The following is a 15,830-nucleotide window of genomic DNA, read 5'->3' on the forward strand; positions in this document are numbered from 1 at the left end:
GCTCGAAAGCAATTGAACCAATTGAAAATTGTGTGAAACCTATGTGAGTTTATGGCGCCTGCTGAGGACCTGGATTGTATACCTTCTTTTAAATGACTCTTCAGCCAGGCTGCCATTTCTACTTCAAGAAAAAATTTTGATCATTAGCCACCAACATATCGAACTTGCCGGAAAAATTGTTTTTGAGCGCCTGGTATTTCAGCCTCCTGTAAAAAGCAATTCGAGCATGAAAGAGGAAGCCTGCTTTATGCATGTGCTGCAGGGGAGTTCGCGGCTCTATTTACCTGGCGAGCATATAAATGTACAGTCGCGGGATAGTTTACTGATGAAATGCGGGAGATACCTCAATGATTGGTTTGCGAATGAGGAGGGAGAAATCAATGAAGCAGTATTGGTGCATTTTTATCCGGATATTCTTGAAATAGTATTTGAAGAAGAACTTCCTTCCTTTCTTCAGAGAAAAGGAAATGAAAATTCCTCACAGGCACTCAAACTCAGAAGCGATGAAATGATCAAAAACTATATTCAAAGCTTACTATACTGTTTCGATCAAACTGATTTGCTTTCAGAAGCCTGGATAAAATTAAAGCTTAAAGAGATTATTTTCATGTTGGCCAATAGTCCTTATTCTGCCGGAATCCAGGATATACTTTCTGACCTATTTAATGAAAACCAGCATTCGTTCAAGGAAATAATTCAAAGTCACCTCTACGATGATCTGAATTCTCAGGACCTGGCAATGATCGCAGGTTATAGTCTGTCTACTTTCAAGCGAAAGTTCAAACAAGTCTTTGGGACCAGCCCCAATAGATATATCCGATGTCAAAGGCTTCAGAAAGCCCAAAAATTGTTAACGCATAGCAATCAGCGAATCTCAGAAATCGCCTATGACTGCGGCTTCAATGATCTGGGATATTTCTCCCGAAGCTTTTCGACTTTTTATGAACTTTCTCCTTCTGATTATCGAAAGTTGCATGCACATGACTAAAGATTGATTCCATATCCGACATTGATCCTTTGAGTAGGTTCCATGATCAATGAAGCAGGCCCGGCTTTGTCGGGCCTACGCTTTTGTCTAGGATTTTGTATTTTTGTGTTCCATGAAACACAGCATCCATGATTAAATTTATTCTTGATTCCGTCTTTTTTGGCTTTGGACTATGGAGCTTACTTTTTATCTTTTTAAAGAAAAATGATAAACCATTGGGTTCCTTTTCAATCAAAGAGCTCGACCGATCAGCCGCTTTCTTACTTTTCTTCGCCGGTATCACCTATTTCGTACTCCTCCCATTGATAGAGGGCGGAGCGATGAACCTCTACCTGGGAGAAAGCAGTTCCGGATTTTCCATTAGCTGGTTTGTGATCGGGCAATTGATTTATCTTTTTATTTCTGTCTTACTACTGTATAAACCCATTCGGGAAAACCGGATTTTTCGCTTTTTTTCCGGGCTTCTTTTCCTGGTCTCTATAGAATGGCTCCTTATATTTCTAATTTCATCGTATCAGGATTATCTTCCCTCTGCGATTCCAATTAGTTTTGAAATGTTCCTTTTCCTACCCTTGAAAGGGCTCGTGTTTTCTCTCTTATTGCTTTTGCTCCATCGGTCGCTTCACTATAAATCCTGATCAGAAATTACTTTGAAATTTTGCGGGTTTTCAGGCCCTGACTGGTAATAAGCATTCATAATCCTTCACTCCATTAGACTCAAACTGATGAGAATTATTTTCCTTTTAGGTTTATTCCTGTCTCTTATTCAACTCCAGGCCCAGGAGCGATTTAGCTATTCTATTCCTGATCTTCAGATGGAAACCACTTCGGTTTGGCAGACGATAAGAGATATAAAATTCTTTGAGGGGCATGGCTATCAAGTCAATTTGCCCAAGGGGGAACTGATACAGGATATGATTAAGAAATCCAAAGCTGGTGAATTTGGAAATGATGACTATCCGATCCTTTATCAGTTTATGGAAGATAGTGTGTATCGCGAATCTGATTATCATAAAGGGATTGCAAATTTAAAAGCGCGAATTTCCTTCCTGGAAGCATTGGTCGGCGAACTCTCTCAGGCAAATTGGAATTGGGGATTTATGACATTTGAGACCTACCAGATACATCTGACTTTGTATGGCTCGGGAGGGAGCTATAATCCTGAGAATGCATCTATCTTACTGTTTACAAATACAGAGGGAGGCTTTAAGAATTATGCAGATCCTGCCTATGTACTCATTCATGAGATAGTCCATTTGGGGATAGAGGCTTCTTTGATTCAGAAGTATGAAGTGCCTCATGCGATGAAAGAGCGAGTGGTTGATACAATCGTCTTTCATTTTTTCGGGGAAAAGCTGCCCGATTACAGAAGGCAAGAAATGGGAGACAATCGATTGGATGCTTACACAAAAAGCAAGGAGGATCTAGGGGCCATCGATCAGTCATTAGTAAAAATCCTTCAAGAGGAATAAATCTGATTTTGTATATTCCTCTATGCTTGAACTTAGACCCTCATGTGAAAACTGCGATAAGCCCTTGCCCAATCATAGCAATGAAGCCATGATCTGCACCTATGAATGCACCTTCTGCAAGGACTGCGTCGATAACATTCTTCATAATGTCTGCCCCAATTGTGGAGGCGGCTTTGAGAAAAGACCTAGCCGGCCAAAAGGACAATTAGAAAGAAATCCTCCCAGTACAAAAAAGGTCTATAAGCCTATAGATATGGAGGCTTTTAAAAAGAAGCTTGCCAAAAATCGAGAAATTCCACCCAGGGAGAGATAAGCTGCATAAAATAAAAGAAACTGTCACCCTGAGCAATGTCGAAGGGGCTACTTCCTCCCGCTATATTCAAGCAAGTTCATTTTAAAAGGGGAATGAGAAAGCTTGACTTTACTTGCTGTGATGAATTCAATTAAACATGAAACACACACATTGGCTACTTATTGCACTTGTTTTATATTGTATATCCTGTTCGCGAATAAGGAGAATGGGCTTTTATGACCGAGAAGAATATTTGCGTTACCAGCAATTTCCTGAGAAGCGTTGCGAGCAGGTCAACGATTTCTTTGACAGCCTGGAAGTTCAACACTGGAAAAATGATCGTCTAGGGGAATTAGGAGATAGAAAAAAGATCCTGGAAAGAAAGGCCGAAGCCATAAAAAAGGGGGTCCTAAATGGTATCTCTCTTTCTTGTCTTAGGTCGCTTTTGGGGCAAGCCAATAAAAGTTATTGGGATTTGCCCGAGGATACGGTTTTCCAGTACCATATCTATCAGAATAAGGATACCAGTATCAGCCTTCACTTTTCTTATGATTTTGTCTTTGAAAAGCTGATAGATACCCGGCTTTATTACCATTATTCAAGGCCACCTTTTACACAAGCTCCCTGTTCTCAGGCATTTATTGAGCGGATAGATAATGCCATAGCAGAAATTGAATACAAAAGATTGCCCAGCAGCCCAGATTTATCAAAATCAGAAGCTTTTATGCAAGTTTTTACCAAGAACAAATCCCTGGTTATTGGAGAATCTATGGCCTGTCTTAGGCGATATCTGGGAGAGGCGGATGATTATAGCTTGTTTTTTGAAAACGGGATTTGGGGTGAAGAAACAGATTACACAGCCCACTATGATAAGATTTCCTTCTATGATTATACCTTCATTCTGTCAAGGAATGATTCTCGTATTGTTTCTTTTAAGGAAGAGCCAGGAGCCATACCCTGACAAAAGAGAATTCCTTTAGGGGATAAATAGAATTTCCGGGTCTATATGTAAACAAAGGGAGAAAATTTTCTTCTGGACTTGCTGAGATAACTTTGCCTATTTTAGCGAAGCTTAATTGAAAACTTTTACTATGAATCACTCTTTACTTTTCTTCTTAAAAAGCTTTTTCCTAGTTTTTTTAATTTTTGCCTTCCTTAGCTGTGAATCCGACACTCCAGGCTCTGACTACACGCCTCCCGACGGTAGCTTTGGCCTTGTCTATAGCAAAATATTCACTACCTCCTGTGCCTTGAGTGGCTGTCATAATGGAGAAGCCCGAGAACCCGCTTTGACCGGCGAGGATACCTATGACAATATTTTCGGCAAAACTCCCGCCAATCAAAATGCAGCCAATGCTATGCTGGAATACATCATGGCTTCGTCCCCGGATAGCAGTTTTCTATATCAAAAAATCGCCTACGACTCCAGTCAATTTCAATTTGGTTCTGCCATGCCTCTGGGAGGAATCAGTTTGACCGCTGATCAGATCACTTTTGTCAGACAATGGATAGTCGCCGGAGCTCCAAAAAGTGGGCATGTGGCTGACCGTAGTCTTGTTGAATAAATTTGTACCTTTATCTAGCTAAAAAGCACGATTAATGAGAAATCTATTTGTCTACTGTTCCTTTCTTCTCGGTCTGGCTTTACTTTCTTCATGTGAAAAGACCTTCCAGTACGATTCCGATAACATTCCGCCATTTGAAGGCCTGACCCCTCCCGAGCCCGGTAAGGGTTATCAAATTCATGTGCCTCCTTTTCCTGTTCCTGCACAGTATGAACGGGAAATTTATATCCGAATGGACGTAGGGAATGAAGAGGATATTTATGTGAATACTTTCAATGTCCTGTGTCGTCCGGGTACGCATCACATGATCGCATATGGGTATAGAAATGAAAACGATCCGGAGCATCCGGCAATCGGGGTAATGCGAGATCAGAATTTGCCAGACGGTCGAGCAAACTTCAACCTGACCATGGGAAGTGGGGCCATGTATTGTGGGGCACAGGAACCTAGATTTGATCTGGATTTGCCTCCGGGTATTGCGATGAAGATACCTGCAGGAGCTACTATAGATATCAATTCCCATTACTTCAATGTAACCGACGAGGTCCTTTTTGGGGAAGTCTTCCTCAATATGATTACCATTCCGGAAGATAGTGTTAAGGAGATCCTGAAAATCGATGATATCAACAATGATGAACACCTATTCCTCCCAGCCCAGGAGGCCACTACTATAGTTGATGAAAAAACTTTTGGAAGGGATACACAGATTCGTCAGATGTTTGCCCATATGCATAAGCGGGGTTATAAGTTTGAAGTATTTAAGAAAGGGGGAGATAGGGACGGAGATTTGCTCTATGTTTCCTTTGATTATCAGCATCCACCCTATCAGTTCTTCGATCCTCCCCTTGAAATCAAAAGAGGAGAAAGCCTGATTACCAAAGTCTACTATAACAATGAGACGGATCGGGATATCAGTTATGGGGTAACCTCTGAAGATGAAATGGGTATTCTTTTTTACTCAAAAGTACTGGAATAGATATGAAGACTTGCTATAAATTTGTCTTGCTTCTCCTGCTAATTGGGGGAATGACTCATGATCTATTCAGCCAAAAAGAAAGGAAAACGGATCGCTGGAATGTCCAACTGAACCTCCAGCACAAAGACATATCCGTGCTGAGTGAACTCTATATAGGTCAGCTACAAGTATCGCATGATGTCTGGATCAGACCTTTCTATTCTCTGGATGTCCAACGTTCCTTTTTCAAAAATCCTGGTTTCAAATTCTTTTTTACCGGGCAAGTCGGATACTACGCCAATCTCTATAGCGATCATTGGACGAGTTGGGATGTCGGTTTAGGTCTGGAGAAAAGAATATTCGAGAAGTTCTTCATAAGTCTGAGATACAAAATTGGACGGGCCAGTTGGCAAGCGCGGGATGTACAATACATCTACGAAGGCGGGGAATGGGTACGATCTCCCAATCCCGCCAATCCCGAAGCACATAATTTACAGGTGTTCCGTCTGGACCTGGGATATCGACTACGAGAGGGAAATCATCCCATTGACATCATCGGCAATACTCAATTGAGTATCCTCCAGCACAATGATTATGGTCCTATTCCGTATGCTGCGGCAGGAATAGGACTGAGGTATGGCTTGTAAAATAAATTACACTATACGGCTGTCATCCCGGCCTTAATCTATGAGCCGGGATCTATGGCAAGTTCAAGAGAATTCGGATAAACTTTGGCAGCTAGCTTTCAAAATTTTCAGAGAAGGCAATCTTCTATTGAACCCAATTTTAAGGCTAACTGTCCTTTCTGGATTGATAGTCCTAAATCTTGGAATACACGACCTGCCCTTTTATCAATCAATCTTTAATGAAGTATTATCTTTTGTCTTATTCAGTTACGCTAGATGAAATAGGTTTTTATCCGCCCACCAAGGGAGTTCCATCGGGTTATAACTATGACTGGCTTAAAGGGACTCGCTCCATGACCAAACTTAATAACCGCGAATTTCCTGATTTTAAGCCGGAGCTTCTATTTGAATTAGAGAAGAATGCGAAGCTTACAGATGCAATTAATCCTTCTAATATTTCAGCAAATGGATTGATAGTAAATCATAAACTAAGGCAGATATTTGAAGGCTCCATTATGAAAAGTCATAATTTCTATGAGGCAAGAGTGATATACAAATCTGTTTCTTACGATTACTTTTGGCTACATTTTGTGAAGTCGGATTTTCAGGGGATAGACCTAAACAGGTCTATCTTTTATTCTACATTAATGGGAGTATATGAAATTGAAGAGGTGTCATTTAAGAATCTAGAAGAAGCAAAACAGATCATGCGGGAGAAATCTTGTTTGATTAAACCGAAGAAACTGGTTCTTGATCAAGAAGGGGCTATAAATCTAAAAGAGGTGTTTTACCTTCCATATATTCGCGAAATAGTAGTTTCCGAAAGGATATACAACCAGATGAAAGATGAGAAAATTACGGGGCTGGAGTTTAAAGAGTTGCTATGATATACTTATCACTCCATCTCAATCACCTCATCCTCAGCCAACACAAATACCCGATCCCCCTCGCTAAGCTCTACATAGCCATTGCCTGTAAATTTGCCGAAAGCGGGCAGCAAGCCCTGCCATTCTCCAAAATAAAAACAGGATAAACTCATGCTTTGTCGCCCTTCTCCGCTGAGGCGTACAGCAGGATGAATATGCCCTGCCAGGTTGTACTTTCCTTCTATCGCTTCTTTGAGGGGAATATGACTTAAAGCAAAATCTCCCACTATATAAGGTTCCTCTTCCACCTCTAGTCCAAGCGCTTCATAGGCTTCTTTTTGGTGAAAGTCGTGATTGCCAGGAATCAAGATAGCTTCCATGTCCGGATGAGTAGCAAGCCAGTCTTTGAACTGATCCCAGGCATAATTTCGACTACTATGGAAAAGGTCTCCCAGGATGAGCAAACGTTCGGGATTAAATGTTAAGGCAAGAGATTCGAGGATTTCAATGTTTTTCTCGGAAACAGCTATAGGAACTGCCAAACCTGCCCTTCGAAAATGCCGAGCTTTGCCCAAATGCAGATCTGCCAGCAAGAGGCTGTTTTCTTCCTCCCAGTAAATGGCCCTATGTGGGTGTAGCTGGAAAGTTTGTCCCCGAAATGAAAATGGTAGCGAGTTCATCTTTGCAGCTTCAATTTCATTCTTCTGATCCGGTCTTGCAACTTTTCAGAGCTCAATCGTTCTCGAAGTCGGTCGGTGATGATGGGAAAGGAGAATGGTGTAGGTCTATCGGTCATGGCGAGGCGAATTTCCTGTTCATTGATTCGCTCAAGGGCTTTTCGTAAGCGACTTTCTTCTAACTGAAAATTCATCACCTCATCGTAGGCTTGTCGGAGCAAAAGGTTGTTGGGCTCATAATCGGTGAAGACCTGAAAGAAGAGCTGAGAAGAAGATTGCAGGTGTTTGCTTTTCATTTCTTTTCCGGGGAAACCCCTGAAGATCAAACCCGAAATGCTGGCAATGTCTCTGAATCGCCTTTTCGCCATTTCAACCGAATTCACACTGGCCTGTATATCCTTACTCAAATTATCCAGACTCAAAACCCCTTCATCCAAAGCCTCATTGATGGGAATCTCTTTATCAGACAACAATTCAAAACCATAGTCATTCATGGCAATGGAAAAACTGAGCGATTTGATCTGAGAAATCCTCCAGGCAATCAATGCACTCATACCTTCATGTACATAGCGACCTTCGAAAGGATACATGAGCAAATGATAGCCTTCGCGATCCTGAAAATACTCTATGAGGAATTCATTTTCGGAAGGAACCAGAGATTCATAATGCTGCAAGTCGAGCAGGGGACGCAAAGCATTGATTTCCGGATCGGAATAATCCTGATCGGCATAAACTTGCATCTTTTCCCTCAACATATCCGAGAGTTCAGAAGTAAAAGAAAGTCTTCCTCCCAGCCATGCAGGAACCTTGCCTGTCTTCTTTTTGCTCTTCCTTACTTGAGCCGTCATTTCTCTTACTCTCACCAATTCCAAAGCCCTGCCCGCAAACCAGAAAGTATCGCCTGGACTCAGTTGAGAGATGAAGTATTCTTCTATGGTTCCGATCCTGCCTCCTCGAACAAATTTTACCGTGATCGCAACATCACTTACGATGGTACCCATAGAAAGTCTATGTCTGCGCGCGATGCCTTTATCCGTAACGATAAATTTTCCCCCTTCTTCTACCTCCACTTTTTTATACTCATCATAGGCATAGAGGGCATTTCCTCCAGTTGTGATGAAATCGAGCAGCCAAATCCATTCTTCGTCTCTGATGTATTTGTAGGCGAAAGTTTCTTTGATTTCGGGATAAATTTCGTCTGGATAAAAGCCTTCGGAAATAGCCAGGGTAACCAAATATTGAATGAGTACATCGAAAGAGAGAATATAGGGAATGCGAGATTCTATGGTTCTTCTTTCTACAGAAGTCCGGAGTGCAGCTCCTTCGATAATTTCTAAGGAATGGGTCGGCACAAAATGAATCTTACTTACCGCTCCCGGTTGATGGCCACTACGTCCAGCCCGCTGCATAAAACGAGCGACTCCTTTGGGACTACCGATCTGGACAATGGTTTCAACCGGACGAAAATCTACGCCCAAATCCAGGCTCGATGTACAAACTACGGCTTTCAATCTCCCATCATGCAAAGCTTCTTCCACCCAGTCCCGCAAGTCTCTGCTTATGGAACTGTGGTGCATAGCCATAATTCCTGCAAGATCAGGTTCGACTTCCAGCAATTTTTGATACCAGATTTCACATTGGGCACGGGTATTTGTGAAAATAAGTGTGCTTTGGCTCTTTTTGATCAGGGGAACTACTTTATCCAGCAAAGCAATCCCTAAATGTCCGGACCAGGGATAGGTTTCGATTTCGTCAGGGAAAATGGTTTCTACCTCTATCTTCTTATTGTCGGCCGAACGAATGATTTCATATTTTCCGACTTCAAAACTACTTCCTAATAGTGCCTCAATAGCCTGATCCATATTTCCTATGGTCGCAGATATTCCCCAGACCTTGAGTTGTGGATTCAATCCTTTTAATCGGGATAAGCCCAATTCCATTTGCACCCCTCTTTTGGAGCCCATCAGTTCATGCCATTCATCGACTACGATAGTCTTGAGCTGGCTAAAAAAATCCGGATACTTTTTCCTCGCCAGTAATACATGCAAGCTTTCGGGAGTCGTAATCAGAACTTCCGGGGGACTTCTGAACTGACGACTTTTCACAGAAGAAGACGTATCCCCCGTTCGTATCTCAACCTTCCAATCCAGCCCCATGCCATCCACAGCTCTTTGGCCGGCTATCTGTATCTCTTTGGCCAAAGCTCGCAAAGGAGTGATCCAAATGGCTTTCAATCCCTTTTTGGGTTTCTTTTTGTTTTGATCAGCTTCCCGCAGATGATCCAGCAAAAGGGGTACAAAAAGAGAATAGGTTTTCCCACTTCCGGTAGGCGCATTGACCAGGCCATGTTTCCCCTCTAGCATGGCTTCCCAGGCTTGCAATTGAAAGGGAAAGGCTTTCCATCCTTTCTCCTTAAACCAGGCTTTTCCCTTCTTTATGTATTTCTCATTGGCCATAAAGCTCCAGCAGTTGGTTTAGATCTTCCAGGCTATTGGCTTCTTCTTTGGGTTTGTCCTGCCTCCAACGATGGATGCGAGGGAAGCGTAATGCCACTCCCGATTTATGTCTTGTGGAACGATTGATTCCTTCAAAGGCAATTTCAAATACCAGTTCGGCTTTTACACTTCTGACTGGCCCGAATCTTTCGAGGGTATTGGCTTTGACGAAACGATCAACTTCTTGGATTTCTTTATCGGTAAGCCCAGAATAAGCTTTGGTAAAAGGAATGAGATCTTCTCCCTTCCAAACGGCAAAAGTATAATCTGTATAAAGATTGGCCCTGCGTCCGTGACCTCTTTGCGCATATATCATGACTGCATCTATGGTCAGAGGATCGACCTTCCACTTCCACCAATCTCCTCTTTTTCGCCCGGCTTGATAAGGCGACGACTTCCTTTTGAGCATAATGCCCTCGCTAAAGTGCTTGCGGGAATCTTCTCGTATTTCAGCTAAATCTTCCCAGGCATCAAAATCCAAAAGCGGAGAAAGATGCAGCACACTCTCAGGATCGCAATTCGCATGTATAGCCTCCAATTTCTTCCTCCTTTCTGCCAGGGGTAATTCTCGTATGTCTACTCCATTTTCTTCAAGCAGATCATAAGCCATCAAAATTAGCGGAGCCTTTTCTAGTGTCTTTTTGCCTGGTTTTTTTCTTCCAATACGTGTTTGCAGAAGTTGAAAGGGGAGGGGACTACCTTCTTTAAAAGGAAGTACCTCACCATCGATCACCGTTCCATCCGGCAATTCATCCAATAAAGCATAATACTCAGGAAATCGATCTGTCACCAATTCTTCTCCCCGGGACCAAACGAACAGCTCTCCCTCTCTTTTGATGAGCTGAGCGCGTATACCATCCCATTTTCTTTCCGCTTGCCATTCCTCTGGCTGCCCCAAACTTTGGGGTTCATCATCCAGGGCATGAGCAAGGTAAAAGGGATAGGGTTTGCTAAGGTCATCCAGAGGATTCTCATTAAGGATGAGGTCCCCAAAAGTAGTTGTATCTGGCGTCCAATTTCCCATCAATCGATGTGCCAGCGAACTATTATCTATGCCAGTATATTTTGCGAGGGCTTTCGTCATATTTCGCTGAGATACTCCCATGCGAAATCCACCGGTTATTAGTTTGTTGAACACAAATCTTTCCGTAGCCTCCATGCTATTCCAGGCTTCCAAGACCAAAGCCTTCTTTTCCTCTTCTTCCAACTTAGCCAGACTTTTGATAAAGTCGATCCAGTCGCTCAGGCTTTTATCTATTTGTTCTTTGGGAGCGGGTAAAAGCAAAGCAATGGTTTCGGCTAAATCTCCTACGATGTGATAGGTTTCTTCAAAGAGCCATTGAGGTATGCCGGATTTTTCTGCCGCCCATTCTCTGAGTAAAGTGGTTTTTACCGTTCTGCGTGGACGGCGGTGAGAAAGTATGGCTACGGTCCAGAGTTTATCCCGATCAGAAGCTTGCTGGAAGTACTCAGCCAGGGCTTTGATCTTGGCATTAGTGCCAGTTGTTTGGTCCAATTGCTGGAAGAGAAAAGCAAAGTCTTTCATGATTCCTGCCCCTCCTCAGCATTAGATTCATTGATTTCCTGAAGCTCTCCCTCAAACTGGGTTTTTACTTCGGCCGCTTCTATGCCTCTTTCATTCAGCCAACGAGAGAAGATGGCACTGTATCCATGTGTAGCATATACTCTTTCTGCTCCTGTTTCTCTAATAGCTGTGTTCAATCCTTCCCAATCTGCATGATCCGAAAGCACAAAACCTCTGTCAGCACTCCTTCTTCTTCGGGCTCCTCTGATCATCATCCAACCCGAAGCTATAGCATCTGAAAAAGGGCTGAATTTTTTGGTCCAGCTACTTCCCATGGCTGAAGGCGGAGCTATGACTAAGTTGCCTTTGAAGTCTTTTTTTGGAATTTCTTCCGTAACCAAAGTCGTAGGGTTTAGCGCTACTCCCTGATCTCTGATGACCTGGTTTACATTTTCTACGGCTCCATGTGTATAAATGGTGCCAATGGAAGGATCAAGTCCTTGTAACAGCCTTTGAGCTTTTCCCAAAGAATATCCACTCAAGAGACTTACTTTTCCTTCCTCTTTGTTCTTTTTCCACCATTGATTGATGTCAGCGAAAATCTTCTCTTGCGGACGCCAGGAATAAATCGGCAGACCAAAAGTAGTTTCTGTAATAAAGGTATGGCATTTGACCGGCTCAAAGGTTTCGGCCAATCCATCATCCTCTATTTTATAGTCTCCGGAAACCACCCAGATTTCTCCTTTGTATTCCACTCGAATTTGAGCCGAACCCAGAATATGGCCAGCAGGGTGAAAAGAAAAACTCACTCCATTGATCTTTTTGAGCTCACCAAATCCGATGGAGGAAATTCGCATTTCTGCTCCCAATCTGTATCGTATAACCGGTTTGGCACTATGGGTACATAGATAGGCTTTGTGTCCCCATCGACTGTGATCTGCATGGCCATGAGTGATCAGGGCTTTGGGCACACGCTTCCAGGGATCGATGTAGACATCTGCCCGGGGACAATAAATACCTTCTGTACGAAATTCCAGTAGCGCCATGGTTTAAATAACCTAAAAGTCTGTATCAAGTTTCAGAATTTTTATCATAATTCATTACAATATGTTTTTTCTTTAGTTCAATATTGACTTCTTCTTTTCCTTAGATGAAAAGAAGCAAAAATCAAGCTGCTGCAAGGAGGAGGTGTTGGCGTGTTAGTGTGTTTAAGTGTTGGAGTTAGTAGAATACTTGAGTACAACTTGCCTCTGCTCTGGCGCTGCGATTTTTGGCTCCACCTTTATTAAAAAAGGTGGAAATAACTTTTATTAACCTACTAAACAGAAAGATTAAAAAAACAAAGGGCTTTAAGCATCCAAACTTCTTGCTAGAATCTGAGTCCTTAGGAAAAAATACACAAACGATTATGAAGCGGAAAAAGATATGGAAAGTAATTAGGATTATTTGGATTAGTTCAGGCCTTCTTTCCATGATTTGGTTGTGGTCAAATTTCTGGCCCAGAGATATAGAGGATAAGGTGTTTCAAAGCGATGAGAAAGTTCTTGTGCAGGAGACGGAATCTATGTTGAGTTTCCTGAGTACGGAGGCTTCGGATACAGAAGTGATTTTTTATCCGGGCGGTATGGTAAATCCCATTTCCTATGCGCCGCTGGCAAGAAAACTTGCTGAATCTGGCTATAGTGTTCACATTATCCGCATGCCCTGGAGAATGGCAACAAAAGGCTATAAGCAGATTCTTGATCTTTTTGATCTGAATGATCCTGAAAAGAAGTATGTGCTTGGAGGACATTCTCAGGGAGCAAAAATGGCTGCGCAATTTGTCTATGAACATCCCAGCCTGATGAAGGGCTTGTATTTACTGGGGACTTCGCATCCAAGAGATATTGATATGTCGGAAATAGAAATTCCTTGTGTGAAGCTTTATGCGGAACTTGATGGACAGGCAAGTGTAGGGGAGGTGATGCAGAATAAGGAGCTAATGCCCAAAGGTTCAGAAATGATTATGATAGCAGGTGGCAATCATTCTCAGTTTGGAAATATGGGGAAATTGTTCATGGATGATAGTCCGAAAATAGATCGTATCGAACAACAGGAAATCGTTCGAGAGCATTTGCTTGAGTTCTTAAATAAACTGGAGGTAGACGTAGTGAAAACAAAATAAGCAAGGAACTAATGTTCCTTGCTCTTTCACGATTCTGCTAATGACGATTAACAGTTCTTCATTGTAATTCGCTAGAATATTTCCCGTTTTGACTCAAGGTCAAATGAATATCTCTATTACCTAGTTAATCATCTTGTCAATGAAAGGAAAGAATTAGGGAGACTCTGTTCTGAATGGTAGGGAATATGTTCTGAATGGTAATTATTCCAGAATTTTGAACGGTATATATGTTAAAAAAAGGCCCGAATGCAGCTGCATTCGGGCCTTAATTTTACTGAGAGGAAACCCTCAGTTATGAATAATTTTATCTAGAGATCTTATTGCTTGATAAACTTGTTGGTGAAATTGATATCTCCAACTTGCATTTTTATATAGTAAGCACCTTCAGATAAGGAACTGATGTCCAATCTCAGAATTTGTTTGCCAAGAGATACTTCCACAGGCTGGACTTTTACAAGCTTGCCTCTGAGGTCATAAATAGAGAGCGTCGTATGTTCCGATATGGAAGATTCAAAATCTACAATCAGTTTGTTCTGGGCAGGATTCGGATATAGATTCATGGAAGCAGAAGCATAAGCTACCCGATTACCATCGGCACATAATGCTCTTCTCGGTGAACCTTGATATCCGCGGGTATTTCCACCTGGCTGATTTTGAGCGGCCAACCACGCGTCCAGAGCACTGATAGAAATACACTTCTCTTTTTCCTGTCCGGTACAAACATCACCTACGACCAGGGTCACAGTTACTTTAGTTGCTCCGTTTCCATTTCCACACTCCTGACAATCAGGTGTTCCGTTTCCATTGTCATCAGCTTCGATTGGATCATCTTCACAAAGATCACATTTGTCTCCTTTACCGTCACCATCAGAATCAAGTTGGCTAGAGTTTGAGTAGGTAGGACAGTTGTCACAAGCATCTCCAACACCATCACCATCGGCATCAGCCTGGTCAGCATTGGCAGTTACTGGGCAATTATCTACATCGTCATTTACGCCATCTCCGTCATCATCCGGATCACAAACATCTCCTTGTCCGTCTCCATCAAGGTCTGCCTGATCGGGATTTGGCGTATCGGGACAATTATCTACATCATCATTAACGCCATCGCCATCGCTATCGCTAATTATAAAAGTTCCTGAGTTATTTTCGATTTCTTCAGGCGTCAACACGAAATCGTTAATACTTATTTTTCTGACAGCACCCGTACTGGTTTCCCCTGAAAATACAAAGTCATCAATAAAGAAATTTAATACATTACTTGCATCTTGAACTCCCAAATCGGAATTATCCGAAAATGTCAAAACAGCATTTCCTAAATTATCATATACTATATATTCTTTGGTAGTAGCGTCTCTTGTTACAGCTAAGTAGGAATATTCGCCTTCAACAAATTGTAGGCCTGCTGCTGTTAAAGGATAAAATTGTATTTGACGAAGATAATCGTACAGCCCCGCATCTGCAGATCTGTTCTTATAATCAAGTATTTTTCGCCAACTAGCTTGGTAGTTCTCAAATCTAAAGTACAATTCTATGGTATAATCCTGATTTAAATCTACCCCTGCCGCATTAAGATCAAAGGTCAGACCGTGATCAGTTGAAAATTCATATACAGTACTATTTGAAAGAAGCGGGTCGTTGACAAAATTCCCTGATCCTGTTCCAATGGTAGTCAATGCTGGACCTAAGCCAGATTCTTCATTCAAATTTCCATTGAATTCATAGATAAATGGTTGAGAAAATGCAAAATTAAATGTAAACAAAAATATTAGGAGCAAGCATTGTTTTACACATTCTTTTTGAAGGGATTCTGAGCAACTTAAATTGATTTCCTTCCTGGCATTCTGCCATTCAGACTTATTAAGCTTGTCGATGTTTTTCATAATTATTTTATAATAGTTGAGAGTGCATTACGGTTCCTATTTTTCTCCTAAATCTATGTTTAGGATAAATACTAGATTAGTTCATCATAGGAGGTATGATGAGTATTGTAGGTCGAGAAAATTTAAGGTGTAAAAGTAAAATGGCCTATTATCCCCAATGAGCAATATTCTTCTTCTCTTACATTTTCAGTATCCCTTAGTTTTGATCTTAATTAGTTGTATGAATAGTTGCTTAAAGTTTAAACAACATAATCAATGGAAGTAGAAAAACCAAAAATATGGCAGGAATTGTTCTGAAAGGTAGTTATATTACGAAAATGGT

At 41.8% G+C, this 15,830-nt stretch carries 15 protein-coding genes; 9 read left to right on the forward strand and 6 right to left on the reverse strand.

Features of this window, described 5'->3' with window-relative positions; genetic code table 11:
* The first annotated feature begins 136 nt into the window (after positions 1–136).
* Entirely contained in the window at positions 137–988 is an 852-nt protein-coding gene (locus R8P61_04840) for an AraC family transcriptional regulator (protein MDW3646359.1), read from the forward strand.
* Between the two features lie 260 nt (positions 989–1,248).
* Here R8P61_04840 and R8P61_04845 read toward each other — a convergent pair whose 3' ends face one another.
* The gene (locus tag R8P61_04845; GenBank protein ID MDW3646360.1) at positions 1,249–1,371 is read right to left on the reverse strand and encodes a hypothetical protein; all 123 of its coding nucleotides are present in this window, start codon (positions 1,369–1,371) and stop codon (positions 1,249–1,251) included.
* 342 nt (positions 1,372–1,713) lie between these two features.
* Between R8P61_04845 and R8P61_04850 the strand changes: the two genes are divergently transcribed.
* The 7 genes from R8P61_04850 to R8P61_04880 all read left to right on the forward strand — a co-directional run bounded on the left by R8P61_04850 (position 1,714) and on the right by R8P61_04880 (position 6,785).
* Positions 1,714–2,460 (forward strand): hypothetical protein, encoded by a 747-nt coding sequence (locus R8P61_04850; protein ID MDW3646361.1) that lies wholly within the window; start codon positions 1,714–1,716, stop codon positions 2,458–2,460.
* Positions 2,461–2,482: 22 nt separating this feature from the next.
* Positions 2,483–2,773: a DUF1272 domain-containing protein gene (locus R8P61_04855; protein ID MDW3646362.1), complete on the forward strand. Its 291-nt coding sequence runs from the start codon at positions 2,483–2,485 to the stop codon at positions 2,771–2,773.
* 136 nt (positions 2,774–2,909) lie between these two features.
* Positions 2,910–3,713 (forward strand): hypothetical protein, encoded by an 804-nt coding sequence (locus R8P61_04860; GenBank protein MDW3646363.1) that lies wholly within the window; start codon positions 2,910–2,912, stop codon positions 3,711–3,713.
* Positions 3,714–3,843: 130 nt separating this feature from the next.
* Positions 3,844–4,317, forward strand: a complete 474-nt coding sequence (locus tag R8P61_04865) for a hypothetical protein (GenBank protein ID MDW3646364.1) — start codon at positions 3,844–3,846, stop codon at positions 4,315–4,317.
* A 34-nt stretch (positions 4,318–4,351) separates the two neighbouring features.
* On the forward strand, positions 4,352–5,293 hold the full coding sequence (locus R8P61_04870; protein MDW3646365.1) for a hypothetical protein: 942 nt from the start codon (positions 4,352–4,354) through the stop codon (positions 5,291–5,293).
* 2 nt (positions 5,294–5,295) lie between these two features.
* Positions 5,296–5,919, forward strand: coding sequence for a hypothetical protein (locus R8P61_04875; GenBank protein MDW3646366.1), 624 nt, complete (start codon positions 5,296–5,298; stop codon positions 5,917–5,919).
* A gap of 179 nt (positions 5,920–6,098) precedes the next feature.
* Complete coding sequence (locus R8P61_04880) at positions 6,099–6,785, forward strand: hypothetical protein (protein MDW3646367.1); 687 nt, start codon at positions 6,099–6,101, stop codon at positions 6,783–6,785.
* An 8-nt stretch (positions 6,786–6,793) separates the two neighbouring features.
* Here R8P61_04880 and pdeM read toward each other — a convergent pair whose 3' ends face one another.
* The 4 genes from pdeM to R8P61_04900 are packed head-to-tail and all read right to left on the reverse strand — an operon-like array spanning position 6,794 to position 12,507.
* Positions 6,794–7,444 carry a ligase-associated DNA damage response endonuclease PdeM gene (gene pdeM / locus R8P61_04885; protein ID MDW3646368.1) on the reverse strand — a complete coding sequence of 217 codons (651 nt, stop codon included), beginning with the start codon at positions 7,442–7,444 and terminating at the stop codon, positions 6,794–6,796.
* Positions 7,441–9,897: a ligase-associated DNA damage response DEXH box helicase gene (locus R8P61_04890; protein MDW3646369.1), complete on the reverse strand. Its 2,457-nt coding sequence runs from the start codon at positions 9,895–9,897 to the stop codon at positions 7,441–7,443. Before R8P61_04890 ends, pdeM begins: the two co-directional genes overlap by 4 nt.
* The gene (locus tag R8P61_04895) at positions 9,887–11,482 is read right to left on the reverse strand and encodes an ATP-dependent DNA ligase (GenBank protein MDW3646370.1); all 1,596 of its coding nucleotides are present in this window, start codon (positions 11,480–11,482) and stop codon (positions 9,887–9,889) included. Before R8P61_04895 ends, R8P61_04890 begins: the two co-directional genes overlap by 11 nt.
* Positions 11,479–12,507 (reverse strand): ligase-associated DNA damage response exonuclease, encoded by a 1,029-nt coding sequence (locus tag R8P61_04900; GenBank protein ID MDW3646371.1) that lies wholly within the window; start codon positions 12,505–12,507, stop codon positions 11,479–11,481. Before R8P61_04900 ends, R8P61_04895 begins: the two co-directional genes overlap by 4 nt.
* A gap of 362 nt (positions 12,508–12,869) precedes the next feature.
* On the opposite strand from R8P61_04900, the gene R8P61_04905 reads away from it, so the two are divergent.
* Positions 12,870–13,625 (forward strand): alpha/beta hydrolase, encoded by a 756-nt coding sequence (locus R8P61_04905; GenBank protein MDW3646372.1) that lies wholly within the window; start codon positions 12,870–12,872, stop codon positions 13,623–13,625.
* 317 nt (positions 13,626–13,942) lie between these two features.
* On the opposite strand, the gene R8P61_04910 is transcribed toward R8P61_04905, so the two are convergent.
* A complete protein-coding gene (locus R8P61_04910) occupies positions 13,943–15,508 on the reverse strand; it encodes a thrombospondin type 3 repeat-containing protein (protein ID MDW3646373.1) in 1,566 nt (521 codons plus the stop codon).
* Between the last annotated feature and the right edge of the window lie 322 nt (positions 15,509–15,830).

It is taken from the genome of Bacteroidia bacterium (assembly GCA_033391075.1).
In the GTDB taxonomy this organism is placed as follows: Bacteria; Bacteroidota; Bacteroidia; order J057; family J057; genus JAWPMV01.